This window comes from Streptomyces sp. NPDC001348 (genome assembly GCF_053597535.1).
Genome location: NZ_JBSFIK010000004.1, coordinates 124,506 through 148,688, shown reverse-complemented (window position 1 = coordinate 148,688; position 24,183 = coordinate 124,506). Strand labels below are relative to the sequence as shown.

General features: G+C 67.9%; 20 protein-coding genes. 11 read left to right on the top strand and 9 right to left on the bottom strand.

From position 1 onward, the window contains the following. Window positions 1–194: 194 nt before the first annotated feature. A complete protein-coding gene (locus ACWC21_RS05835; protein ID WP_450878526.1) occupies window positions 195–1,061 on the top strand; it encodes a GNAT family N-acetyltransferase in 867 nt (288 codons plus the stop codon). 71 nt (window positions 1,062–1,132) lie between these two features. Next, window positions 1,133–1,588, top strand: coding sequence for a GNAT family N-acetyltransferase (locus tag ACWC21_RS05830; protein ID WP_450878524.1), 456 nt, complete (start codon window positions 1,133–1,135; stop codon window positions 1,586–1,588). A gap of 51 nt (window positions 1,589–1,639) precedes the next feature. Here ACWC21_RS05830 and ACWC21_RS05825 read toward each other — a convergent pair whose 3' ends face one another. Beyond that, window positions 1,640–3,025 carry a serine hydrolase domain-containing protein gene (locus ACWC21_RS05825; protein WP_450878522.1) on the bottom strand — a complete coding sequence of 462 codons (1,386 nt, stop codon included), beginning with the start codon at window positions 3,023–3,025 and terminating at the stop codon, window positions 1,640–1,642. 59 nt (window positions 3,026–3,084) lie between these two features. After that, the gene (gene dnaB, locus ACWC21_RS05820; RefSeq protein ID WP_450878520.1) at window positions 3,085–4,560 is read right to left on the bottom strand and encodes a replicative DNA helicase; all 1,476 of its coding nucleotides are present in this window, start codon (window positions 4,558–4,560) and stop codon (window positions 3,085–3,087) included. A gap of 460 nt (window positions 4,561–5,020) precedes the next feature. Here dnaB and ACWC21_RS05815 point away from each other — a divergent pair, with 460 nt between their 5' ends. Continuing rightward, window positions 5,021–6,358, top strand: a complete 1,338-nt coding sequence (locus tag ACWC21_RS05815; protein ID WP_450878518.1) for an MATE family efflux transporter — start codon at window positions 5,021–5,023, stop codon at window positions 6,356–6,358. A gap of 135 nt (window positions 6,359–6,493) precedes the next feature. Here ACWC21_RS05815 and rplI read toward each other — a convergent pair whose 3' ends face one another. The 4 genes from rplI to rpsF form a co-directional block, all read right to left on the bottom strand. Next, window positions 6,494–6,940 carry a 50S ribosomal protein L9 gene (gene rplI / locus ACWC21_RS05810; protein ID WP_388792490.1) on the bottom strand — a complete coding sequence of 149 codons (447 nt, stop codon included), beginning with the start codon at window positions 6,938–6,940 and terminating at the stop codon, window positions 6,494–6,496. 18 nt (window positions 6,941–6,958) lie between these two features. Further along, complete coding sequence (rpsR, locus tag ACWC21_RS05805; RefSeq protein ID WP_003949403.1) at window positions 6,959–7,195, bottom strand: 30S ribosomal protein S18; 237 nt, start codon at window positions 7,193–7,195, stop codon at window positions 6,959–6,961. Between the two features lie 57 nt (window positions 7,196–7,252). Then, window positions 7,253–7,837: a single-stranded DNA-binding protein gene (locus ACWC21_RS05800; protein ID WP_450878516.1), complete on the bottom strand. Its 585-nt coding sequence runs from the start codon at window positions 7,835–7,837 to the stop codon at window positions 7,253–7,255. Window positions 7,838–7,912: 75 nt separating this feature from the next. After that, a complete protein-coding gene (rpsF, locus tag ACWC21_RS05795; RefSeq protein WP_006604399.1) occupies window positions 7,913–8,203 on the bottom strand; it encodes a 30S ribosomal protein S6 in 291 nt (96 codons plus the stop codon). A 288-nt stretch (window positions 8,204–8,491) separates the two neighbouring features. Between rpsF and ACWC21_RS05790 the strand changes: the two genes are divergently transcribed. The 3 genes from ACWC21_RS05790 (at window position 8,492) to ACWC21_RS05780 (ending at window position 11,225) form a co-directional block, all read left to right on the top strand. Beyond that, on the top strand, window positions 8,492–8,809 hold the full coding sequence (locus ACWC21_RS05790; protein WP_450878514.1) for a hypothetical protein: 318 nt from the start codon (window positions 8,492–8,494) through the stop codon (window positions 8,807–8,809). A gap of 179 nt (window positions 8,810–8,988) precedes the next feature. Continuing rightward, window positions 8,989–10,110 carry a peptidoglycan bridge formation glycyltransferase FemX gene (gene femX, locus ACWC21_RS05785; RefSeq protein WP_450878512.1) on the top strand — a complete coding sequence of 374 codons (1,122 nt, stop codon included), beginning with the start codon at window positions 8,989–8,991 and terminating at the stop codon, window positions 10,108–10,110. A gap of 83 nt (window positions 10,111–10,193) precedes the next feature. Next, entirely contained in the window at window positions 10,194–11,225 is a 1,032-nt protein-coding gene (locus ACWC21_RS05780; protein WP_388792498.1) for an alanine racemase, read from the top strand. 99 nt (window positions 11,226–11,324) lie between these two features. Here ACWC21_RS05780 and ACWC21_RS05775 read toward each other — a convergent pair whose 3' ends face one another. After that, complete coding sequence (locus ACWC21_RS05775; protein ID WP_450878510.1) at window positions 11,325–12,866, bottom strand: glycosyltransferase family 87 protein; 1,542 nt, start codon at window positions 12,864–12,866, stop codon at window positions 11,325–11,327. A 316-nt stretch (window positions 12,867–13,182) separates the two neighbouring features. Further along, entirely contained in the window at window positions 13,183–15,819 is a 2,637-nt protein-coding gene (locus tag ACWC21_RS05770) for a transglycosylase domain-containing protein (RefSeq protein ID WP_450878508.1), read from the bottom strand. A 374-nt stretch (window positions 15,820–16,193) separates the two neighbouring features. Here ACWC21_RS05770 and ACWC21_RS05765 point away from each other — a divergent pair, with 374 nt between their 5' ends. The 4 genes from ACWC21_RS05765 to ACWC21_RS05750 all read left to right on the top strand — a co-directional run bounded on the left by ACWC21_RS05765 (window position 16,194) and on the right by ACWC21_RS05750 (window position 19,957). Continuing rightward, window positions 16,194–16,877 (top strand): helix-turn-helix transcriptional regulator, encoded by a 684-nt coding sequence (locus ACWC21_RS05765; RefSeq protein WP_450878506.1) that lies wholly within the window; start codon window positions 16,194–16,196, stop codon window positions 16,875–16,877. Between the two features lie 43 nt (window positions 16,878–16,920). After that, window positions 16,921–18,003, top strand: a complete 1,083-nt coding sequence (locus tag ACWC21_RS05760) for an inositol-3-phosphate synthase (RefSeq protein WP_450878504.1) — start codon at window positions 16,921–16,923, stop codon at window positions 18,001–18,003. A 94-nt stretch (window positions 18,004–18,097) separates the two neighbouring features. Further along, the gene (locus tag ACWC21_RS05755) at window positions 18,098–19,360 is read left to right on the top strand and encodes an MFS transporter (protein WP_450878503.1); all 1,263 of its coding nucleotides are present in this window, start codon (window positions 18,098–18,100) and stop codon (window positions 19,358–19,360) included. Between the two features lie 114 nt (window positions 19,361–19,474). Then, the gene (locus ACWC21_RS05750; RefSeq protein WP_450878501.1) at window positions 19,475–19,957 is read left to right on the top strand and encodes an LppU/SCO3897 family protein; all 483 of its coding nucleotides are present in this window, start codon (window positions 19,475–19,477) and stop codon (window positions 19,955–19,957) included. A gap of 108 nt (window positions 19,958–20,065) precedes the next feature. Here ACWC21_RS05750 and ACWC21_RS05745 read toward each other — a convergent pair whose 3' ends face one another. Continuing rightward, window positions 20,066–21,532 (bottom strand): CCA tRNA nucleotidyltransferase, encoded by a 1,467-nt coding sequence (locus tag ACWC21_RS05745; RefSeq protein ID WP_450878499.1) that lies wholly within the window; start codon window positions 21,530–21,532, stop codon window positions 20,066–20,068. 268 nt (window positions 21,533–21,800) lie between these two features. On the opposite strand from ACWC21_RS05745, the gene ACWC21_RS05740 reads away from it, so the two are divergent. Then, window positions 21,801–24,164 (top strand): DUF6049 family protein, encoded by a 2,364-nt coding sequence (locus tag ACWC21_RS05740; protein ID WP_450878497.1) that lies wholly within the window; start codon window positions 21,801–21,803, stop codon window positions 24,162–24,164. The last annotated feature ends 19 nt before the right edge of the window (window positions 24,165–24,183 follow it).

Here is a 24,183-nt window from a genome sequence, read left to right as displayed (position 1 = left end):
TGCAGCAAAGGCCAATCGGACGACTTCCCCGCGCATCAGCGACCTGCCGTACGCTCACCGTTCGCCGATGTTTCACGTGAAACACCCGGACCCTGTCCATGAGCTGTGCGGATGACTACGACATGGCCAAAAGCATCCGCGTGTGACCCGAAACGGGTGGACGCCAGGGGCCATGGTCGGACAGCCTGACCTGCGTGCCGACTCCATCCCTCGACGCTCTGCCCATCCGTCGTCTGACGCTGCGTGATCTCACCGCCTGCGCCGACTTGTCCGAAGACCGGGGGTGGCCGCGGGAGGAGCACAAGTGGGGCTTCCTCCTCATCGCCGGACGAGGCTATGGCATCGACGATCCCGGCGGTGGTCTGATCGCCGCGTGCGTCGTCACTCAGTACGGTCCGCAGGATCGCCCTGATCTCGGAGCCATCGGCATGGTGCTGGTAGCCGAGCGGTACGCCCGCCGGGGCATCGGACGCCGTCTGATGCGCCATGTCATCGCGGCGACCGGGACGACGCCGCTCGCCCTGCACGCGACGCCTTACGGCCGCCCGCTGTACGAGGAGCTCGGTTTCAAGGTCATCGGACAGGCGGAGATGGTCATGGGACCCTTCACGCCACGTGGGCCGGAAAACGGGGTCGCGACGCGAGCGGCCACCGCCGAGGACCTGGCCGCCATCATCCGGCTCGACGAGGAGGTCTTCGGGGCAGACCGCACGCACATCATCACGCGACTGCCCGCCTTCACCGACCAACTGCGTATCGCAGAGGAGAACGGCCGGGTCACCGGGTACGCGGGAGCCTGGCCCAACATGGACACCCAGGTCATCGGACCGCTGATCGCCCGCGACACCGAGACGGCGCAGGCCCTCTTCGCCTCGCTCGCCGCCCGCACCGACCGCCCGCTGCGTACCGACATCGACGTGCGGCACGCTGCGCTGCTGGCCTGGGTGAAGGAGCGCGGCCTGGAGACCGTGGCCTGCAACTCCGTCATGGTGTACGGCATCACGGAGCTACCCGGTGACTGGACCCGCCGGTTCGCCCCCCTCACAGTGGCGGCGAGCTGAGCTGGCGCTGCACGGAGAAGAGCGGCCACCGCTGCACCGGGAACTCGAAGGTGCCCGCATAGGGTGCACCCATGGAAGATCATCTCGAGATACGGGCCGCCGTCGCCGACGACATTCCGGTCATCGTCGGCATGCTCGCCGACGACCCGCTCGGCGCAGAACGAGAGTCACCGGACGACCTGAGCCCGTACGTCACCGCTCTCAAGCGGATCGACGCAGACCCGAACCAAATTCTGGTCGTCGCGGAACGAGAGGGCCGAGTCGTCGGCACGCTCCAGCTCACGATCATTCCGGGGTTGTCGAGGCGTGGGGCCACCAGGTCGATCATCGAGGGAGTCCGCATTCACGCGGAAGAACGCGGCAGCGGTCTGGGCACACGGCTCATCGAATGGGCGATCGACGAATCCAGGCGTCTGGATTGCCGGCTGGTGCAGCTGACTTCCGACAACACACGGAGCGACGCCCACCGCTTCTACGAGCGGCTCGGCTTCACGGCCTCACACGTGGGCTTCAAACTCCAGCTGTGAGCGCGTCCCGGTGGCTTGTTTCACATGAAACGAGCCACCGGTCACCGGTGGCTAGCGAATCCCCCGCCAGCCCTCGGGGTCCACACCGCCGGGCACGGCAGCCGTCTCGTCGTACGGCTGACGGGTGAACACGAACGATCCGAGGTCCAGATGCCCGAGGGCTCCGTCCGGCCGCCGCACGGGCCGCAGAAGCTCTCCGGCGTAGTAGCCCTCCAACCCCGTCCAGGTGCCGTCACCGTTGGCCCGGAAACGCGAGCCGCGGCCGTTCCCGGACAGCGGCCCCAAGGAGACGAGCCCGTCGGCTGTCACCCGCAGTGCGAAGGCATGTGTACCCCAGTACCACTGCCCCGCCAGCTCCAGCACCGAGTGGTCGACCTCCGGCAGCGGTCGCCAGGGCTCGGGAATCCGTGGTTCGGCCTCGGCGACGATGCGTACGAGGTCGGCCCCCACCACGGACAGCAGCGGGCCGGAGGTGCAGTTGGCCAGCACCACCGCCGCGACATCGTCCGCCACACCGATGGTGAGGTTCGCCAGGAAGCCCGGCAACGAGCCGGAGTGCCCCACGAGCAACCTGCCGTCATGATGCTGAATCTGCAGGCCGAGTCCGTAGGTCGCACCGTCCATCACGTCCGCCGTCTCAGCCGGCGCCGCGGGCGTCCGCATCTCCCGCACCGACTCCGCGCTCAGCACACGGTCGTCCCCCTTGGCCAGAAAGGCCGCGAAGCGCGCCAAGTCGCCGGTGGTCGACCACAGTTGACCGGCAGGTGCCATACGGCCAAGATCCTCCACCGGCTCCGGCAGCAGCGCGTCGGCCCACGGATGCACCGCCCAGCCGCCCGCGTGGGGCGCCTGGGGCCGGGCGCTCGTACGGTGCAGGCCCAGGGGTACGAGCACCTCGCGCTCAAGTACCTCCTCCCAGAGGGCTTGGCGCAACTCCTCCACCAGCGCACCCAGCAAGGTGTAGCCGGGGTTCGAGTAGTGGAACCGGCGGCCGACCGGATGCACCAGCGGCTGCTCGCCCAGTACGTCACTTACTTCGGGGCGCAGCGATCCGGGAGTGCGCTCCCACCACGGTGCGGGCGACTCGGCCGCCAGCCCACCCGTGTGCGAGAGCAGTCCGGCGATGGTGGCCTCCCCGGCGCCGGTGCCGGGCAGATGCTTCTCCAGCCGGTCTCCTAGGTCGAGCAGGCCCTCGTCGCGCAGCCGCAGCACCAGGACGGCGGTGAACGTCTTGGTGATCGACCCGATCCGGTACTGGACGTTCTCGTCGGGCCCATGACCGTCCACGCAGGTCCGCGCACCGTGCCATACCGTCCGTCCGCCCCGCACCACTGCCGCGACCAGCGACGGTGCGCGGCCTTCGGTCTGGGCTACGGCGATCCGGTGCGACAGGGCACGCCGGGTGGCGGGCAGCAGCTCTTCGTGAGATGTCGTCATGGTGCCAGTCCATCTCGCCGGACCTACGGCCGTCGAGTCGGTTTGGCCGGGCCCGTGGATCAGGTCTGCGCCATGTCCACGAACCGCGAGTAGTGTCCCTGGAACGCGACAGTGATCGTGGCCGTCGGACCGTTTCGGTGCTTGGCGACGATCAGGTCGGCCTCGCCCGCGCGGGGCGACTCCTTCTCGTAGGCGTCCTCGCGGTGCAGCAGGATGACCATGTCGGCGTCCTGCTCGATGGACCCGGACTCACGCAGGTCGGAGACCATCGGCTTTTTGTCGGTGCGCTGCTCGGGGCCACGGTTGAGCTGGGACAGCGCGATGACCGGAATCTCCAGTTCCTTGGCCAGCAGCTTCAGGTTACGGGACATGTCCGAGACCTCCTGCTGACGGCTCTCGGCCCGCTTGGAACCGCCGGACTGCATCAGCTGGAGGTAGTCGATGACGACCAGACGGATGTCGTTGCGCTGCTTCAGACGACGGCACTTGGCGCGGATCTCCATCATCGACAGGTTCGGGGAGTCGTCGATGAAGAGCGGTGCGGCCGACACGTCCGGCATGCGGCGGGCCAGCCGCGTCCAGTCCTCGTCGGTCATCGTGCCCGAGCGCATGTGGTGCAGGGCGACCCGTGCCTCGGCGGACAGCAGGCGCATCGCGATCTCGTTGCGCCCCATCTCGAGCGAGAAGATGACGCTCGGCAGGTTGTTCTTGATGGAGGCGGCGCGCGCGAAGTCCAGGGCCAGCGTCGACTTACCCATGGCGGGACGCGCCGCGATGACGATCATCTGCCCGGGGTGCAGACCGTTCGTGAGCGAGTCGAAATCGGTGAACCCGGTGGGCACGCCCGTCATCTCGCCGCTGCGCGAGCCGATCGCCTCGATCTCGTCGAGAGCGCCCTCCATGATGTCGCCGAGCGGCAGGTAGTCCTCGCTGGTGCGCTGCTCGGTGACGGCATAGATCTCGGCCTGGGCCCGGTTGACGATCTCGTCGACGTCGTCGTCGGCCGCATATCCCATCTGTGTGATGCGCGTGCCGGCTTCGACCAGACGGCGCAGCACCGCGCGCTCGTGCACGATCTCCGCGTAGTACTCGGCGTTCGCCGCCGTCGGTACGGTCTGGACCAGGGTGTGCAGATACGCCGCTCCGCCGATCTTGTTGATCTCACCGCGTTTGGTGAGCTCGGCGGCGATGGTGATGGGGTCGGCGGGCTCCCCCTTGGCATAGACGTCGAGGATCGCCTGGTAGATCGTCTCGTGCGCGGGCTTGTAGAAGTCGTGTCCTTTGAGGACCTCGACGACGTCGGCGATGGCGTCCTTGGAGAGCAGCATGCCGCCGAGCACGGACTGCTCGGCATCGAGGTCCTGCGGCGGCACCCGCTCGAAGGAAGAACCGCCACCGTCCCAGGGACCGCCGTCGCCGCCCCGGTCGTGCTGCTCGTCACGGCCGCGGCCACCGCTGCTGCGGCGGGAGGCGGGCAGGCGATCGCTGGGACCGCTGTCGGCCCACGGATCGTCCAAGGGCTCGGAAATGCTCACCGAGCCACCTCCTCCCGTCCGCCCGGGGCGGACCTCGCCGTGCCCTCATTTCTACGGCACGACACTGACAACTGAGAGACCCAACTCCGGTTCCGTCGTGTCGGTTTTGCGAGGTTTCCGGGTCCGACGGAAGGAGCGGGCGCCGGACAACGGTAGGCCCGTCGGCACCGTCAGCCAATCTGGTTATCCACAGGCCATGTGGACGACGGGCCCGATGCTGTGGAGAACTCACCGAAACCTGTGCACGACCCGGTGGACAGCGCTGTGAACAAGCCCTCGCTTCCGCCACTCAAACCCATCTGACCTGCGGTTTCACCGTCCACGGGCTGTGCAGAAGAAAAACTTTCCCAGTCGGGCCAAGATCGCCCCCGATGGTGTGCACAAGCGCGCGACCTGCAACCTAACGTAATAGACGCGAGGTAATTGCACCTATTACCTGTGGACGATTAGATTGGTGCTCATGACACAGGCTTCCGTGGTCTCCAAGGTCGACCGGCGGCGGCACGACCGCGAGATCATCACGCTGGCCGTCCCCGCCTTCGGCGCACTCGTCGCCGAGCCCTTGTTCGTCATGGCCGACAGCGCGATCGTCGGGCATCTCGGCACAGCCCAGCTCGCCGGCCTAGGAGTGGCCTCGGCCCTCCTCACGACAGCCGTGAGTGTCTTCGTGTTCCTCGCCTACGCCACCACGGCGGCCGTCGCCCGACGCGTGGGCGCGGGTGACCTCCAGGCGGCCATCCGCCAGGGCATGGACGGGATCTGGCTCGCACTCATGCTGGGTGCGGTCGTCATCGCCCTCACCGTGCCCCTGGCACCCGCACTGGTCCACCTCTTCGGCGCCTCGCCCACAGCTGCCCCGTATGCGACAAGCTATCTACGGATCTCCGCACTGGGCATCCCGGCCATGCTGACCGTGCTCGCCGCCACCGGTGTTCTGCGGGGACTGCAGGACACCAGGACACCTCTGTACGTCGCCGTAGCGGGATTCGTCGCCAACGCTGCTCTCAACGCCGGGCTCGTCTACGGCGCCGGGCTCGGTATCGCCGGTTCCGCGTGGGGCACCGTGATCGCCCAGTGCGGGATGGCATTGGTGTATCTCGGCGTCGTCGTCCGAGGGGCCCGTCGCCATGGGGCGTCCCTGCGTCCCGACGCCTCCGGCATCCGTGCCTCGGCCCAGGCAGGTGTCCCCCTGTTGGTCCGGACACTGTCGCTGCGAGCGGTCCTCATGATCGCCACAGCAGTCGCGGCCCGCCTCGGTGACGCCGACATCGCGGCCCACCAGATCATCCTTTCCCTGTGGAGTCTGCTGGCCTTCGCCCTCGATGCCATCGCGATCGCCGGACAGGCCATCATCGGACGCTATCTGGGGGCGGACGACGCCCGGGGTGCCCGGGAGGCCTGCCGTCGGATGGTGCAGTGGGGCGTGGCGGTCGGGGTGCTTCTCGGACTGCTGGTGATCGTGACGCGACCTCTCTTCCTGCCACTGTTCACCAGCGACACCGTCGTGAAGGACGCCGCCCTGCCGGCACTGCTCATGGTGGCCGTCTCCCAGCCGGTCTGCGGCGTTGTCTTCGTACTCGACGGCGTCCTCATGGGCGCCGGAGACGGGCGGTATCTGGCCGGGGCCATGCTGGTGACGCTTGCGGTCTTCGCCCCGGTGGCGCTGCTGATCCCCGTCTTCGGCGGCGGGCTCACCGCGGTCTGGGCGGCCATGACACTGATGATGACCGTACGCATGCTGACCTTGTGGCTGCGCAGCCGCTCGGGCCGCTGGATCGTCACCGGCGCGACGCGCTGATGTTTCACGGGAAACCGGCGTTTCACGTGAAACACAGCGAAGAAGGGGCCGCACCCCAGCGGGTGCGGCCCCTTCTCTGAGCTATTGAAGCTCTCAGCTGTTCAAGCTCTCAGCTGTTCAAGCCGAACGCAGCGATCACGCGGCGATGACCTCGATGTTGACCTTGGCGGCAACCTCGGGGTGCAGACGCACGGACGTCTCGTGGGCGCCCAGGGTCTTGATCGGAGCGGACAGCTCGATGCGGCGCTTGTCGACCTCGGGGCCACCGGACGCCTTGATCGCGGACGCGATGTCGGCCGGGGTGACGGAACCGAAGAGACGACCGGCGTCGCCGGAGCGGACGGCCAGACGAACCTTGACACCCTCGAGCTGGGCCTTCACAGCGTTGGCCTGCTCGATGGTCTGGATCTCGTGGATCTTGCGAGCGCGACGGATCTGCTCGACGTCCTTCTCGCCACCCTTGGTCCAGCGGATCGCGAACTTCCGCGGGATCAGGTAGTTGCGAGCGTAACCGTCCTTGACGTCGACGACGTCGCCCGCGGCACCGAGGCCGGAGACCTCGTGGGTGAGGATGATCTTCATGTGTCGGTCACCCTTCCCTTATCGCGCGGTGGAGGTGTAGGGCAGCAGCGCCATCTCACGGCTGTTCTTCACGGCCGTGGCGACGTCACGCTGGTGCTGCGTGCAGTTGCCGGTCACGCGGCGGGCACGGATCTTGCCGCGGTCGGAAATGAACTTCCGCAGCATGTTCGTGTCCTTGTAGTCCACGTACGTGACCTTGTCCTTGCAGAAAGCGCAGACCTTCTTCTTCGGCTTGCGCACAGGCGGCTTCGCCATGGTGTTTCTCCTGTGTGATCAAGAAGTTTGGGTACGACCCGCCCTTGGCCCGAGGGCCTAGAAGGGGGGCTCGTCCGAGTAGCCGCCACCGCCGCCGGAGCCACCGCCCCAGCCACCGCCGCCACCCTGCTGGCCACCGGCGGGAGCGCCGGTCGCCCACGGGTCGTCGGCAGGAGCGCCGCCACCCTGCTGGCCGCCACCGGGGCCACCGCCCCAGCCGCCGCCACCCTGCTGGCCGCCACCGCCGCCGTAACCACCCTGGCCCTGGCCACCGCGGCCGGCGGTCTTGGTGACCTTGGCCGTGGCATTGCGCAGGCTGGCGCCGACTTCCTCGACGTCCAGCTCGTAGACCGTGCGCTTGACGCCCTCGCGGTCCTCGTAGGACCGCTGCTTCAGCCGGCCCTGCACGATGACGCGCATGCCTCGCTGAAGCGACTCGGCGACGTTCTCCGCCGCCTGACGCCAGACCGAGCAGGTCAGGAAGAGGCTCTCGCCGTCCTTCCACTCGTTGGTCTGACGATCGAAGGTGCGGGGGGTGGACGCGACACGGAACTTCGCGACCGCCGCACCGGACGGGGTGAAGCGCAGCTCGGGGTCGTCGACAAGATTGCCGACGACCGTGATGACGGTCTCGCCTGCCATGGGGGAACCTCTCGGCGGGTTTGCTGCTGGCTGCTTGGTGCTACTCGAATCCCGGGATCAGCTGAGCGGAAGAGCTCAGTGGGTCTCGGGACGAAGGACCTTGGTCCGGAGGACCGACTCGTTCAGGTTCATCTGGCGGTCGAGCTCCTTCACGACCGCAGGCTCGGCCTGCAGGTCGATGACCGAGTAGATGCCCTCAGGCTTCTTCTTGATCTCGTACGAGAGACGACGACGGCCCCAGGTGTCGACCTTCTCCACCTTGCCGTTGCCCTCGCGGACGACGGAGAGGAAGTTCTCGATCAGGGGGGAGACAGCGCGCTCCTCCAGATCGGGGTCGAGGATGACCATCACCTCGTAGTGACGCATGTGGAACCCACCTCCTTTGGACTCAGCGGCCACGGTCGTTCCGTGGCAGGAGGGTCGTGATGCGTACGCAACGGTATCGGCCACCACTGACAATCAGGGGCCGCTTCGGCAACTGCTGAATACGGCAGTCCCGACTACGGCATGGCAGGACTGGGCAGACACCGGTGCAGACGGTACAGAGTACCTGCACCCCGGCTTGCGGTTGAAATCCGCCCGGGGAGGCCGCCAATCTGTACACATCGGGTGTGGACGGCGCTACCGTGCGCCGCTTTACGCAGGAGGTGCCTCATGGCACAACAGGCATTGCGACCCAACACCGCCGGATCACTCTTCGCCACCGACGGCAAACCCCATCCCCTCCAGGACACCCTGATGGCGGTGACGCTGGTACTCGGCGTGACGGCCTTCATCACCTCGTTCTTCCCCGGCCTGCACCTGCTCAGCTCATGGGCCGGCCTGGTGGGGATCGTCGTCGGCGCGTGCGGTCAGTGGATCTCGGTGACCACCCGTGAGCGCTTCGGTCTGATCGTGGGTCTCGGTGCCTCCGGCGTCGGCTTCATGCTCGGCATGGCGAACGGCGGGCTGTTCGGCGGCCTCTTCAGCTGACCCTCCGGAACGCCCTTCGTCCGACATCATCGTGAACACCGCGGAACTCCCCGGCAGCCCAGGGCCGGGGCGAAGGTTCCGTACGCCCAGTCGGGGCGCTCGCAAGGCGCAGTAGGCTTCGGCGCTAGAGCCGGAGCCCCTGTACCCATGGGGACACACCAGCCCGAGGAGCGCCCCGAATGAGCCTGACCCTGAGGACCATCAGTCGAGAGCAGCATCTGGCCTACATCCAGAGCCTGCCGTCGGCGAGCCACATGCAGGTCCCGGCCTGGGCAGACGTAAAGGCGGAGTGGCGCTCCGAGAACCTGGGCTGGTTCGACCAGCGGACCGGCGAGCTGGTCGGCGCGGGCCTGGTCCTCTACCGTCAGCTGCCCAAGATCAAGCGCTACCTCGCGTACCTGCCCGAGGGGCCGGTCATCAACTGGTTCGCGCCGAATCTGGACGACTGGATCCAGCCGATGCTGGCCCACCTCAAGCAACAGGGCGCCTTCTCCGTGAAGATGGGGCCGCCGGTGATCATCCGGCGCTGGGAGGCCAACTCGATCAAGGCCGGTATCCAGAACCCGGACGTGAAGCGGCTGCGGGACATCGAGGCCGACTTCATCGAGCCCCGCGCCTTCGAGGTGGCCGACAAGCTGCGCCGCATGGGCTGGCAGCAGGGCGAGGACGGCGGCGCCGGCTTCGGCGACGTACAGCCCCGCTACGTCTACCAGGTGCCGCTCGCCAACCGCTCCCTGGAAGAGGTCCACAAGAACTTCAACCAGCTGTGGCGCCGCAACATCAAGAAGGCCGAGAAGGCCGGCGTCGAGGTCGTCCAGGGTGGCTACCAGGATCTCGCGGAATGGCAGCGGCTGTACGAGATCACGGCCGTGCGCGACCACTTCCGGCCCCGCCCGCTGTCGTACTTCCAGCGCATGTGGACGGCCCTCAACACCGAGGACCCCAACCGGATGCGGCTGTACTTCGCCCGGCACAACGGCGTGAACCTCTCCGCGGCGACGATGCTGATCGTCGGTGGGCACGTCTGGTACTCCTACGGCGCCTCCGACAACATCGGCCGCGAGGTGCGGCCCTCGAACGCGATGCAGTGGCGGATGCTGCGCGACGCCTACGCACTCGGCGCCACCGTCTACGACCTGCGCGGCATCTCCGACTCGCTCGACGAGACCGACCACCTCTTCGGCCTGATCCAGTTCAAGGTGGGCACCGGTGGACAGGCCGCGGAGTACCTCGGCGAGTGGGACTTCCCGCTCAACAAGCTGCTCCACAAGGCGCTCGACATCTACATGTCGCGCCGTTGAGCCGCGGCCGTTTGATTCCATAGCCCTCACACCGTCCACACCTCTGCCCCACCGCAGCCACGAGAAAGGTCCCAGGTCCGGCCATGGCGCTCACGCTCTACGTCGACACCGCGCGCTGGCGGGCGCACCACAAGCACGTGCAGGAGCAGTTCCCCGGGCTGGTCCCGGTCTGCAAGGGCAACGGCTACGGCTTCGGACACGAGCGCCTGGCGGAGGAGGCCACGCGGCTGGGCGCGGACGTCCTCGCCGTCGGCACCACGTACGAGGCCGCGCGCATAAAGGACTGGTTCGGCGGCGACCTCCTGGTGCTGACGCCGTACCGGCGCGGCGAGGAGCCGGTGCCGCTGCCCGACCGGGTCATCCGGTCGGTGTCGTCCATCGACGGCGTGTACGGGCTCGTGGGCGCCCGCGTGGTCATCGAGGTGATGTCCACGATGAAGCGGCACGGCATCAGCGAGCAGGACCTGCCGCAGCTGCACTCCGCCATAGAGAACGTCCGGCTGGAGGGCTTCGCGATCCACCTGCCGCTGGACCGCACCGACGGCTCGGACGCCGTCGAGGAGGTCATCGGCTGGATGGACCGGCTGCGCGCGGCCCGGCTGCCGCTGCACACGATGTTCGTCAGCCATCTCAAGGCCGAGGACCTCGCCCGGCTGCAGCAGCAGTTCCCGCAGACCCGTTTCCGCGCCCGGATCGGCACACGGCTGTGGCTGGGCGACCATGAGGCCACCGAGTACCGCGGCGCCGTCCTGGACGTCACACGCGTCGCCAAGGGGGACCGGTTCGGTTACCGCCAGCAGAAGGCGGCTTCGGACGGCTTCCTGGTGGTCGTGGCGGGCGGTACGTCGCACGGTGTGGGGCTGGAGGCCCCGAAGGCCCTGCACGGCGTCATGCCGCGCGCGAAGGGTGTCGCACGCGCCGGCCTCGCCACGGTGAACCGGAACCTCTCCCCGTTCGTCTGGGGCGGCAAGCAGCGCTGGTTCGCGGAGCCGCCGCACATGCAGGTGTCGATCCTGTTCGTGCCGACGGACGCGCCCGAGCCGAAGGTGGGCGAGGAGCTGGTGGCCCATCTGCGGCACACCACCACGCAGTTCGACCGGATCGTCGACCGCTGACCCTCTCTCAGGCAGCCGAAAGGCCGTACACGGGTCCTCCAGGGCCCCTTGTGTACGGCCTTTCGTGTAAGGCGTGCGCCTGGCTCGGGGCCTGTTCGCTCAGAGCGAACCAGCCCCGGGGGCGGCCGGTCCCTTGCTGCCCCACTCCACCTGGGGGCCGTAGGGCCCGTCGAGGTGAGCGGCGTGCCCCGGCATGTGGGCCGTCGGCCCGAGGACGAACACGTCCTCCGCGCCGTCGAGCACCCCGCCCGAGGGATCGTCGTCCCCGGAACGGCGCACCACGTCACGCTCCGGCATGAGGATGTCCCGCACGACGACGGCGCACAGGTACAGCGTGCCCAACAGGTGCAGGGCGATCGCCCACTGGTAGCCGTGGGTCGGCAGTCCCTTGTGGGCGTCCCCGCTGGTCGTGTACGCGAGGTACATCCAGATGCCCAGGAAGTACGCGACCTCGCACGCCTGCCAGACCAGGAAGTCCCGCCACTTCGGCCGGGCCAGCACGGCCAGCGGGACCAGCCACAGGACGTACTGCGGCGAGTACACCTTGTTGGTGACGATGAACGCCGCCACCATCAGGAAGGCGAGCTGCGCGAAGCGCGGCCGGCGCGGAGCCGTGAACGTGAGCACCGCGATCCCCACGAACGACAGCACCACCAGCAGCGTGGCGAAGAGGTTGACCGTGTCGATGGTGGGCGGGTCGGTGGAGTTCTGGGCCCAGATCAGCCAGAACGAACCGAAGTCGACGCCCCGGTCGTGGCTGAACGTGTAGAACTTCGACCAGCCGTCGAAGGCGAAGAGCATCACCGGCAGGTTCACGGCCAGCCACGCGACCACCGCGCCGCCCACGGCCGAGAAGAACTCCCGCCACTTTCCCGCGCGCCAGCACAGCACGAGCAGCGGCCCGAGGAGGAAGACGGGATAGAGCTTGGCGGCCGTGGCGAGTCCGAGCAGGACGCCGAAGGCCACCGTGCGGCCCCGGGACCACATCAGCATCGCCGCGGCCGTCAGGGCCACCGCCAGCAGGTCCCAGTTGATGGTGGCGGTCAGCGCGAAGGCGGGTGCCAGGGCGACCAGGAGGCCGTCCCAGGGACGCCGGGCGTGGGTACGGGTGACGCAGACGGCGATCACGGCGGCGCACACCATCAGCATCCCGGCATTGGCGAACCAGTACCACTGCTCCTGGTGCTGGATGCTGCCGCTGTGAGGTGTGAGCCAGGAGGCCACCTCCATGAACACGCCGGTCAGCACCGGGTACTCGAGATACTGCATGTCGCCCTGGAGCTTGTCGAAGTACGGCACCAGTCCGTCGGAGAAGCCCCGCCCCTGGTAGAGGTGCGGGATGTCCGAATAGCACGCGTGCGTGTACTGCGAACTCGCGCCGAAGAACCAGCCGCTGTCGTAGCAGGGGGCCTTCTGGACCAGACCGAGCGCGAACATGCCGATGGCCACCAGCGCCACGACCCGTACGGGCGTCCACCAGGACGTCCCGAGCAGGGCGCGCCGCCCGATGGGGCCGCCGATGAGCTCACTGCCGGCCGCGGCGACCTCGTCCTCCCTGGTCGGCCGGACCGGCTCCACCGGGGTGGGCCGGACCGGCTCGGGCTCGTATGCGCTCGCGGGCGCCGTTTCTGCACTGGGCATGGGGCACATCCTGCCGTAAGGACCTGAGTGCGGATCCCCCCATTGCACAGCCGGCCTCGCTTCCCCTCGCTGGGGACCAAGGGCCCACGTGGTGGTGGACCGCGGGATCGTCGACTTGCTCTGCTTGATCACTACAGGGCACGGCGAGCCGTGAAACCCCCATGAACGTCACGCAGCAAGATCAGTTCGCGACACCTTGCGTCCGACAGGTCGGGGCGGAGACGGAAAAGCGAACAGGGCCACCGGTCGGGAACCAGGGCCCTGTTCGCTTTCTCATGTCGGCGCCGCCATCACTGCGGCTGCGGCCGACTGCGGCTCAGCCGGTCGGTCCGGCGAAGAGGCCTCCGCCGTTGCCGTTGCCTCTCGTATTGCCTCCGTTGCCGGCGCTGTCCGTGGGCGTCGGTGAACCGGAGACCCCGCCGTCCGTGCCGCCGGTGTCGACGCCGCCCGTGTTGTCACAGTTGAAGCCGAACTGGCATGTGTCGGTCGGCGAGGGCGACTCCGGACTGGGCGTGTCGCTGGGCGTGGGGCTCGGGGACTCGCTCGGGCTCTCGCTCGGCTGCGTCAGCGTGGGTGACGGAGTCGGGGTGGGAGCGCCCGGCTCGTCCGCGACCTTGCCGATCTCCGTGGCGTCCGGGAAGCCTTGGTCGTTCTTGCCCTTGAGCGCGGCCCTCATGTACTCGGTCCACACGGAGGTCGGGATGTCACCACCGTGGATGGACGGGACACCTGCCGTGCCGTTCATCGAGAGCAGCCTGTGGTCCTTGGGGTTCTCCCGGAACATCGCGACCGACGTCGACAGCTGCTTGGTGTAGCCGACGAACCAGGCCGACTTGTTGCTGTCGGTGGTACCGGTCTTGCCGGCCGCCGTACGGCCCAGGGCCTTGGCGTTCTGACCCGTACCGTTCTGGATCACGTTCTCCAGCGTGTCCGTGACGTTGTTGGCCACGTTCGCGTCCATCGCCTGGGCGAGTTTCGTCGGCTTCGGCTTGTCGAAGCTGGGCTCGTCCTGGCCGTCGTGCTTGACGGAGACCACGGAGTACGGGTCCGCCTGCTTGCCGGAGGCGGCGAACGTGGCGTAGGCGTCGGCCATACGGATAGCGCTCGGAGTGGAGGTACCGATGGCGAAGGACGCGTTGAGGTTGGCGAAGCCGGTCCGGATGCCGGCCGCCTTGGCGACGTCCCGCACCTTCGACATGCCTACGTCCATGCCGAGCTGGACGTACGGCGTGTTGATGGACTGCTCCATGGCCTTGCGCAGAGTGATGTAGCCCCAGGCGTGATCGCTCTCGTTGCGCTGGAGGAAGGCCGAACCGTCCTTCTTGAGGACGGGAGTGCCGTCCTGGTTCATGATCTTGAGCTTGTCGTTGCCGTTGTACTTGCTCAGCGGTGACAGGCCCGTGGGCGTGGTCCTGTATGTGCCGTACTCCATCGCGGCGGCCAGGACGAACGGCTTCCATGTCGAGCCGACGGGGACACCGGACGTGTCCGCGTTGTTCGTGAAGTGGCCGTTCTCGTATCCCGGGCCGCCGTAGAGCGCGACGATGGCTCCGTCATTGGGCACCACCGACGCTGCGCCGAATTGAACGTATTTATCCTTCTCCCGCGTCTTCGGGTCGAGGCGATCCTTCTGTACCTTCTTCACGGCCGCACTCAGTTCGTTGACCTTGTCCTTGTCGAAGGTCGTGTAGATCTGGTAGCCGCCCTGGTCGAACTGCGCCTCCGTGATGTTGGAGTGCGCCAGCACGTACTTCTTCGCGGTGTCGGCCAGGTAGCTGATCTGGCCGGTCATACCCTTGTTGGCCTTGCGCCCCTGGGGCTTGGGGTAGTGGCTGATCGCCGTCTGGTACTCGGCGTCGGTGATGCGCTTGTCCTTGTGCATCTCGCCGAGGATCCAGCTCCAGCGTGCCTTGGAGCGCTTGAGGTTGGCCTGCGCACTCGCCGCCTTGTCGAGATCCGGATTACCGGCCGGGTCGTAGTACGTCGGGCCCTTGAGCAGCGCCGCGAGGAAGGCGCACTCGCTCGGGTTGAGCTTGTTGGCGTTCTTGCCGAAGTACGTCTGCGCCGCGGCCTGGATGCCGTAGGCACCGCGACCGTAGTACGAGGTGTTCAGGTAGCCCTGGAGGATCTGCGGCTTCTTGAGCTCCTTGCCCACCTTGATGGAGATGAACATCTCCTTGAACTTCCGGGAGATCGACTGCTCCTGGCTCAGGTAGGTGTTCTTGACGAACTGCTGGGTGATCGTCGAACCACCCTGCGTCTGGCCACCGCGCGCCATGTTGACCACGGCGCGCGCGATGCCCATGGGGTCGACGCCGGAGTCCTGGTAGAAGCTCTTGTTCTCGGCCGAGATCACGGCCCACTGCATGGCTTCGGGAATCTGGTCGATGGTGACGTTCTGCCGGTTCACACCGGTGCCCGAGGCCACCATCTGCTTGCCGTTGCCCCAGTAGTAGACGTTGTTCTGGGACTGGGCGGCTACGTTCTCGTTCGGGATCTGGACCATGGCGTAGCTGATGCCGACCAGGGCGACCAGGCTGCCGACGAAGCCGATGAACAGCCCCGAGACGAGTTTCCAGGAGGGCGTCCAGCGGCGCCAGCCCCACTTGCCCGCCCGGGGGTAGTCGATGAAGCGCCTTCTGGCGGGTTCGCTCGCCCGGCCTCTGCCGCGCCCGGGGCCGGTCGGCCCACCCGGGCCGCCGCGCCGGCCGCCCGGGCCGGTGTCGTCGGCGCCTCTGCGGCGGCCGCCGGTGTTTCTCTGGGCCGCGCGGCGGGCCTCGGCACGGCTGCCGTACTGATGGTCATCGCCTCCCGCGCCGTAGGCGTCGGAAGGAGACCCGGTGGCGCCACGCGGAGCCGCACGGCGGCCGGAGGACGAGCCGGACTGGCCGCGTCGGGCCGCGGCACGTCCGCCTCCCTGCGGCTGCGGCGGTTTGCGACGGTGCTCGCTCATCGAACGATTACTCCTCGGGCAGGCGCACCCATGCGCGCCTGGAAACGGCGGCTGGTTTCCGGTCCCCCCGAAGTACGGATGCGGTCGTTCCTGCATTCACCCGTACTGCACCGAGGACACGACGCCCCCCAGTCGTCACTTGGTTCCCGGTGGTGTGCATGCCGCACAGACTACGCATCGCCAAACCCCACCGAGCCCCGAGATTCACCGCAAACCGGGCAACTCATCTCCTACGAATCGGTGATGTGATCCCGTTCACCACCCCCCCTCTTGTCGCGTCCGGAAGGCCGTTCTATCGTCGAGATGTATCGAGTCGATACATCAGCGCGAGATAAGTAACCGGGTGCGCACTACGGGGGCGAGAGGAGGCGACGATGAGCCGACGGTCCGGGATCCTCGAGTTCGCCGTGCTCGGCCTGCTCCGCGAATCCCCGATGCACGGCTATGAGCTGCGCAAACGACTCAACACGTCCCTCGGGGTGTTCCGCGCGTTCAGCTACGGAACGCTGTATCCCTGCCTCAAGACACTGGTCGCGAACGGCTGGTTGATCGAGGAACCGGGGAGCACGACCGAGGACGCCCTCGCCGCTCCACTGACCGGACGCCGCGCCAAGATCGTCTATCGGTTGACGGCGGAAGGTAAGGAGCACTTCGAGGAGCTGCTCTCCCAGACCGGACCGGACGCCTACGAGGACGAGCACTTCGCGGCACGCTTCGCCTTCTTCGGACAGACGTCGCGTGATGTGCGCATGCGCGTTCTGGAGGGCCGTCGCAGTCGGCTGGAGGAGCGGCTGGAGAAGATGCGCGCCTCCCTGGCGCGCACCCGGGAGCGCCTCGACGACTACACACTCGAGCTCCAGCGCCACGGGATGGAGTCCGTGGAGCGCGAAGTGCGCTGGCTGAACGAGCTCATCGAGAGCGAGCGGGCCGGACGGGACCTGAAGGGTGCCACGTCCGGGGGGCCCGCTCAGCAGGACACGACATCTGGATCGCCGGGCGTCCTGCCCCGTCCCGGGGACACCCCTGGGACGGATACGCCCGACGACACCGCCACGTGAGTCCCACTCAGGGCCTCACTCGTACACACAGGGAGCAACCGGAATGGGTTCGGTTCGCGTAGCCATCGTCGGCGTCGGCAACTGCGCCGCGTCGCTGGTGCAGGGAGTCGAGTACTACAAGGACGCCGACCCGGCGTCCAAGGTCCCCGGCCTGATGCACGTGCAGTTCGGTGACTACCACGTGCGGGACATCGAGTTCGTCGCCGCCTTCGACGTCGACGCGAAGAAGGTCGGCCTCGACCTCGCGGACGCCATCGGCGCCTCCGAGAACAACACCATCAAGATCTGCGACGTACCCACCACCGGAGTCACCGTCCAGCGCGGCCACACCCTCGACGGCCTCGGCAAGTACTACCGCCAGACCATCGAGGAGTCCGACGCCGAGCCGGTCGACATCGCCCAGGTCCTGAGGGACAAGCAGGTCGACGTCCTGGTCTGCTACCTGCCGGTGGGCTCCGAGGACGCGGCGAAGTTCTACGCCCAGGCCGCCATCGACGCCAAGGTCGCCTTCGTCAACGCCCTGCCGGTCTTCATCGCCGGCACCAAGGAGTGGGCGGACAAGTTCACCGAGGCGGGCGTCCCGATCGTCGGCGACGACATCAAGTCGCAGGTCGGCGCCACCATCACGCACCGCGTCATGGCGAAGCTGTTCGAGGACCGGGGCGTCATCCTGGACCGTACGATGCAGCTGAACGTCGGCGGCAACATGGACTTCAAGAACATGCTCGAGCGTGACCGCCTTGAGTCCAAGAAGATCTCCAAGACGCAGGCCGTCACCTCCCAGATCCCCGACCGGGATCTCGGCGAGAAGAACGTCCACATCGGCCCCTCCGACTACGTCGCCTGGCTCGACGACCGCAAGTGGGCCTACGTCCGCCTCGAGGGCCGCGCGTTCGGCGACGTCCCGCTGAACCTGGAGTACAAGCTCGAGGTCTGGGACTCCCCGAACTCCGCCGGCGTCATCATCGACGCCCTGCGCGCCGCGAAGATCGCCAAGGACCGCGGCATCGGCGGCCCGATCCTGTCGGCCTCCTCGTACTTCATGAAGTCCCCGCCGGTGCAGTACTTCGACGACGAAGCCCGCGAGAACGTCGAGAAGTTCATCCGCGGCGACGTCGAGCGCTGACCGACCGGTCACACCGAAAAACGCTCCTGCCAGGGCTGAGAGGGTCCCCGGGTGTTACGCACCGGGGGCCCTCCCTCATGTGAGGCTGTGCCCCATGCCCGTCGTCCGTGACCTGCGCGTCCTGCTGCGCCTCCCCGACTTCCGGCGCCTGCTCGCCGTACGCCTGCTCTCCCAGGGTGCCGACGGCGTCTACCAGGTCGCGCTCGCCGCCTATGTCGTCTTCTCCCCGGAGAAGCAGACCTCGGCCGCCGCGATCGCCTCGGCGATGGCGGTGCTGCTGCTGCCGTACTCGCTGATCGGCCCCTTCGCCGGGGTCTTCCTGGACCGCTGGCGGCGCCGCCAGGTCCTCCTCTACGGCAACATGCTGCGCGCCCTGCTGGCGGCGGCCACCGCCCTGCTGATGTCCGACCACGTCCCGGACGCGCTGTTCTACGTTTCCGCGCTGTGCGTCACCGCCGTCAACCGCTTCGTCCTCTCGGGTCTCTCCGCCGCGCTGCCCCGCGTCGTCGACACCGATCGCCTGGTGATGGCCAACTCCGTCTCCCCGACCGCCGGAACGCTCGCCGCGACCGCGGGCGGCGGTCTCGCCCTCGCGGTACGACTGGTGGTGTCCGACTCCGACGCCGCGGTGGTCCTGCTGGGTGCCCTGCTGTACCTGTGCGCGGCTCTCATGTCGTTGACCATGGCTCGCGATCTGCTCGGTCCCGAGCGCCCGGTCGCGCCGCCACGGCTGCGCGCGGCCCTCGCCGGCACCGCACGCGATCTGGTGGCGGGAGTACGCCACCTCGCCGCCCCGGAGCGCCGTGCTGCGGCCTGGGCGCTGGTATCGATGACGCTGATGCGCTTCTGCTACGGCGCACTGCTCGTCATGCTGCTGATGCTGTGCCGGTACGCCCTCTCCCCGGCCCCCGAAGACGGTCTCCGGCTACTGGGGCTGGCGCTGGCGCTCTCCGGTGCGGGTTTCTTCTCGGCGGCCGTGGTGACCCCCTGGGCGGCCGGGAGGCTCGGCCCGGGACGCTGGATCGCCGTGTGCGCCGGATCCGCGGCGGTGCTGGAACCCGCACTGGGCCTCCCGTTCGCCACCCCGCCCCTGATGGCCGCCTCCTTCGTCCTGGGGCTGACCACCCAGGGCGCGAAGATCGCCACCGACACGGTCGTCCAGTCCTCCGTCGACGACGGTTTCCGCGGCCGGATCTTTTCCGTGTACGACGTGCTTTTCAACGTCGCCTTCGTGGGCGCCGCGGCCGTGGCGGCTCTGATGCTCCCACCGGACGGTCGCTCGACCGTTCTGGTGGTCCTTGTCGCAGGGCTCTACGGAGCGGTTGCGTTGGCTATGGTCCGCTTTGCCCATCGTTAAGTGTCACATCAAAGACACAGAACGCCTCTGAGTTACAGCGTTGTCAGCGGAAACCGCTAACTTACGGAGGTCTTATTTCGCGCCACGCGCATCCGTGTTCGAGGGGGACCCCGAGTGACTACTCCGCCGCCGCAGGGCCAGGCTCCGTACCCGCCGCAGCCCGGCTTCCCGCAGCAGGGCCAGGCTCCGTACCCGCCGCAGCCCGGCTTCCCGCAGCAGGCGACCGCCCCCTACGCTCCGGTGCCGCCGACTCCGAAGCGCAAGATGAGCTTCCGAACGATCAGGACCATCGTGGTGATCCTGCTCGCTGCCGGCGGAGCCCTCTACGGCTACATATCCAGCCAGGACGACGCCAACACGGCAAAGGTCGGCGACTGCATGCACCGCGGCAACAGCAGCGACACCAACCCGGACCTCGAGGTCGTCGACTGCGGCTCAGCGAAGGCGCAGTACGTGGTGCTCGCCAAGATCAAGGGTCTGTACGCCACGGACGTCATGGCGTCGAACAAGTGCAGGAGCGAAGCAAAAGACTTCAAGTACACGTACACCGAGAGCGGTGACGGCAAAGACTTCCTGCTCTGCCTGAAGGACAAGTAAGGCAGACACGAAGAGGGGCGGTGTTTCACGTGAAACACCGCCCCTCTTCATATCCTGAGCGCATCCAGGGGGCATGTTTCACGTGAAACATGCCCCTCCTTCACGACCTCAGCCCTCCTCGCTCCACCACTCCTTGAGTGCCGCCACGGCCGCGTCATGCTCCATCGGTCCGTGCTCCAGGCGAAGCTCCAGCATGTGCTGGTAGGCCTTGCCGATGACGGGACCGGGTCCCACCCCCAGGATCTCCATGATCTGGTTGCCGTCGAGGTCCGGGCGGATCGCGTCGAGCTCTTCCTGCTCCTGGAGCTGGGCGATGCGCTCCTCCAGGCCGTCGTATGCACGGGACAGCGCGGCTGCCTTGCGCTTGTTACGGGTGGTGCAGTCGGAACGGGTCAGCTTGTGGAGGCGGGTGAGGAGCGGGCCCGCGTCGCGGACATAGCGCCGTACGGCAGAGTCCGTCCACTCCCCGGTGCCGTAGCCATGGAAGCGCAGGTGGAGCTCGACCAGACGCGAGACGTCCTTCACCAGATCGTTGGAGTACTTCAGGGCCGTCATGCGCTTCTTGGTCATCTTCGCCCCGACCACCTCGTGGTGGTGGAACGAGACCCGGCCGTCCTTCTCGAAACGGCGCGTGCGCGGCTTGCCGATGTCGTGCAGCAAGGCGGCCAGGCGGAGGGTCAGGTCGGGGCCGTTCTCCTCCAGCGCGATCGCCTGCTCCAGAACGATCAGCGTGTGCTCGTAGACGTCCTTGTGCCGGTGATGCTCGTCGCTCTCCAGGCGCAGGGCGGGCAGCTCGGGGAGCACACGCTCCGCCAGACCGGTGTCGACCAGCAGCGCCAGTCCCTTGCGGGGATGCGCGGACAGGATCAGTTTGTTCAGCTCGTCCCGGATCCGCTCGGCCGAGACGATCTCGATACGCCCGGCCATCTCCTTCATCGCGGTGACGACCTCGTCGGCCACCTCGAAGTCGAGCTGGGCGGCGAACCGTGCGGCCCGCATCATCCGCAGCGGATCGTCCGAGAAGGACTCCTCGGGCGTCCCCGGAGTGCGCAGCGCCCCCGCCGCCAGGTCCTGCAGTCCGCCGTGGGGGTCGATGAACTCCTTCTCCGGCAGGGCGACGGCCATCGCGTTCACCGTGAAGTCACGCCTGACGAGGTCCTCCTCGATGGAGTCGCCGTACGACACCTCGGGCTTGCGCGAGGTGCGGTCGTACGCCTCCGAACGGTAGGTGGTCACCTCGATCTGGAAGCTTCGATCAACGTCTCCCACACGGGCGTCCTTCTGCGCCCCGACCGTGCCGAAGGCGATCCCGACCTCCCAGACCGCATCCGCCCAGGGACGCATGATCTTCAGTACGTCCTCGGGACGGGCGTCGGTGGTGAAGTCCAGATCGTTGCCGAGCCGGCCGAGGAGCGCGTCCCGGACCGAGCCGCCGACCAGCGCGAGTGAGAACCCTGCCTCCTGGAAACGGCGGGCAAGGTCGTCGGCGACGGGGGCCACCCGCAGCAGTTCGCTCACCGCGCGCTGCTGCGCCTGACTCAGGGCGTTCGGAGTGTCTTCGTTGGCGTTCGGCACAACAGAAGAGAGTACGTGGCCCGGGCACCGGGCAGCGCCTCCATTGAGCGCGGAGGGACAGGCACAGGAGCAGAGGGATGTGTTTGCTCACAAATCCAGCGTTAGGGGCGTACGCCGCTCCCCGTCGGATGCCGGAAATACGGGGCAGGACGGCGCCGTCTCCCGATCTTGCGGAGCAGACCGCGGCACTTCCCCTCACCGGGCATCGTTACCATGCGTGGACGCACATTCCGACGACCACTGACGACGACGAGGGACGGGCGAGCGCGTGGCCGAGGCGGCAGACTTCCAGGGGACGAGTCCCTCACCTGCCCGCCGCTGGCTGCGGCGCACCGGCGCACTGCTCGCCGGGGTGCCGCTGCTGGCCGGTCTGCTCCAGCTGCCCGCCGCCGCGCCCGCCCAGGCCGCCACGTCCGACACGGTGGACGTCTCCCTGGACTCCCTCAGTCCCAGCGCTCCCACCGACGGGGACACGGTGACCGTCTCCGGCACGGTGACCAACAACGGCAAGCAGGCAGTCGCCAACGCCCATGTGGGACTGCGCGTGGGCCCCCACCTGGACACCCGGTCGGCGATCGATGCCACTGCCCAGCGCTCGGACGATCTCCAGGCGTCCGTCGGCTCCGAGGTCGGCGGCAAGTACGTGGAAAAGTTCGCCCAGCTCACCCCGGGTGTCGCCGAGCACTTCAGTATCTCCGTGCCGGTCGACAAGCTCGACCTCGGCCAGGACGGCGTCTACGAGTTCGACGTCTCCCTCTCCGGCCGGACGTCCGCCCAGCCGTGGGATCAGGTTCTGGGCATCCAGCGCACCTTCCTGCCCTGGCAGCCTGCCGAGTCCGACACCAGGACGAAGACCACGTATCTGTGGCCGCTGATCTCCAGCGTCCATGTGATGGCGAAGACCGGCGCCGGCGAACGCCAGACTCCGGTCTTCCGCAACGACGACCTCGCCAAGGAGATCGCCCCCGGCGGCCGCCTCGCGCAGATGCTCGCGCTGGGCAAGGACCTCGACGTCACCTGGGTGATCGACCCGGATCTGCTGGCATCCGTCGACGCGATGGTCGGCAACTACAAGATCCAGGGCCCGGGCGACACCACCACGGCGGGAACCCACCAGGCGGTCGCCAAGCAGTGGCTCGCCGACCTGCAGGAAGCGGTCGCGGGCAAGGAGGTCGTCGCCCTGCCCTTCGCCGACCCGGACCTGGCCTCCCTCGCCCACAACGGCACGAGCGTCACCGGATCGCTGAGCCACCTCAAGGACGCCACAGACGTCGCCGCCACCACGGTGAAGACCGTGCTCCACGTCACCCCCGACACCGACTTCGCGTGGCCCGTGAACGGCGCCGTCGACCCCTCGATCATCAAGGTCGCCACCTCCGCCGGCGCGGACAAGGTGATCGCCCGCAGCGACAGCCTGCAGGAGACCGGCAGCCTGTCCTACACGCCCTCCGCGGCCCGTCCGATCGGCGGGGGCACCACAGCGGTGGTCGCGGACGCCCGGCTGTCCACGGCGTTCGAGGGCGATCTCACGAAGGCGGGCGCCACCACACTCGCGGTGCAACGCTTCCTGGCCCAGAGCCTGGAGCTCGGCCATCAGACGGACAAGCAACGCAGCATCGTCGTCGCCCCGCAGCGCATGCCCTCCATCGGCCAGGCCCAGGCCATGGCCCAGGCACTCACCGGTCTGCAGGACAGCAACTGGTCCGAGCCGCAGGGGCTCTCCGAGGCGGCCAAGGCCAAGCCCGACCCCGGAGCCACCACACGGATCCCGTCCACCTCCGCCTACCCCTCCTCGCTGCGCAAGCAGGAGTTGCCGCGGTGGGCCTTCGAGCAGATCGCACGGACCGAGGACAAGCTCGAGAACTTCAAGGTGATCCTCACCGACCAGTCCCGGGTGGTGACCCCCTTCGGGCGGGCCATGAACCGTGAGATGTCCGTGTCCTGGCGGGGCCAGAGCAGCAAGGCGGACGGTTTCCGGCAGGGCGTGGAGAACTACATCGACGACCTCGCCCAACAGGTGAAGCTGATCGACAAGTCGGAGACGAAGCTCTCCGGCCGCAGCGCCACCATCCCGGTGACGGTCCAGAACAACCTGGTGCAGGGCGTCGACCACCTCGTCCTGCGACTCACCTCCACCATGCCGACCCGCCTCAAGATCGGTGACAAGGCCTACATGGAGCAGCGGGTCAGCGTCTCCGGCGGACACAGCCAGTCCGTGAAGTTCACCACTTCCGCCAACGCCAACGGCCGGGTGACGGTGATCGCCCAGCTGTACACGCAGGACGGTCAGGAGTACGGCGCACCGGTCACGTTCGACGTGAAGGTCACCGAGGTCACGCCCACGGTGATGCTGGTCATCGGCGGCGGTGTCCTGCTGCTGGTCCTCGCCGGATTCCGTATGTACACCCAGCGCAAGCGTGCGGCCGCCCGGCAGGCCGAGGACGACGGCCCCGACGGGACGGGGGAGGAAGCCGACGGACCGGAGAACCCCGAAGGTCCCGAGGACCACCCCACGGAAGAGTCCGACGACCGCTCCAGGGCAGACGACCAGGGGCAGCCGAGTGACCCGACACCGGACACCGCACCGGAAAGCGCCGACCCGTCCGGGACGGGTGAGAGAGTGGACCGTTGAGCGATGTCGTGGCCGGTGG

Bases quoted from the DNA above. Each gene is read 5' to 3' on its own strand.
- rpsF (WP_006604399.1), bottom strand. From the start codon at position 8,203: ATGCGTCACTACGAGGTGATGGTCATCCTCGACCCCGATCTGGAGGAG.
- ACWC21_RS05760 (WP_450878504.1), top strand. From the start codon at position 16,921: ATGGGTTCGGTTCGCGTAGCCATCGTCGGCGTCGGCAACTGCGCCGCG.
- ACWC21_RS05755 (WP_450878503.1), top strand. From the start codon at position 18,098: ATGCCCGTCGTCCGTGACCTGCGCGTCCTGCTGCGCCTCCCCGACTTC.
- ACWC21_RS05790 (WP_450878514.1), top strand. From the start codon at position 8,492: ATGGCACAACAGGCATTGCGACCCAACACCGCCGGATCACTCTTCGCC.
- ACWC21_RS05765 (WP_450878506.1), top strand. From the start codon at position 16,194: ATGAGCCGACGGTCCGGGATCCTCGAGTTCGCCGTGCTCGGCCTGCTC.
- ACWC21_RS05780 (WP_388792498.1), top strand. From the start codon at position 10,194: ATGGCGCTCACGCTCTACGTCGACACCGCGCGCTGGCGGGCGCACCAC.
- ACWC21_RS05815 (WP_450878518.1), top strand. From the start codon at position 5,021: ATGACACAGGCTTCCGTGGTCTCCAAGGTCGACCGGCGGCGGCACGAC.
- ACWC21_RS05825 (WP_450878522.1), bottom strand. From the start codon at position 3,025: ATGACGACATCTCACGAAGAGCTGCTGCCCGCCACCCGGCGTGCCCTG.
- rplI (WP_388792490.1), bottom strand. From the start codon at position 6,940: ATGAAGATCATCCTCACCCACGAGGTCTCCGGCCTCGGTGCCGCGGGC.
- rpsR (WP_003949403.1), bottom strand. From the start codon at position 7,195: ATGGCGAAGCCGCCTGTGCGCAAGCCGAAGAAGAAGGTCTGCGCTTTC.
- ACWC21_RS05775 (WP_450878510.1), bottom strand. From the start codon at position 12,866: ATGCCCAGTGCAGAAACGGCGCCCGCGAGCGCATACGAGCCCGAGCCG.
- ACWC21_RS05770 (WP_450878508.1), bottom strand. From the start codon at position 15,819: ATGAGCGAGCACCGTCGCAAACCGCCGCAGCCGCAGGGAGGCGGACGT.
- femX (WP_450878512.1), top strand. From the start codon at position 8,989: ATGAGCCTGACCCTGAGGACCATCAGTCGAGAGCAGCATCTGGCCTAC.
- ACWC21_RS05830 (WP_450878524.1), top strand. From the start codon at position 1,133: ATGGAAGATCATCTCGAGATACGGGCCGCCGTCGCCGACGACATTCCG.
- ACWC21_RS05800 (WP_450878516.1), bottom strand. From the start codon at position 7,837: ATGGCAGGCGAGACCGTCATCACGGTCGTCGGCAATCTTGTCGACGAC.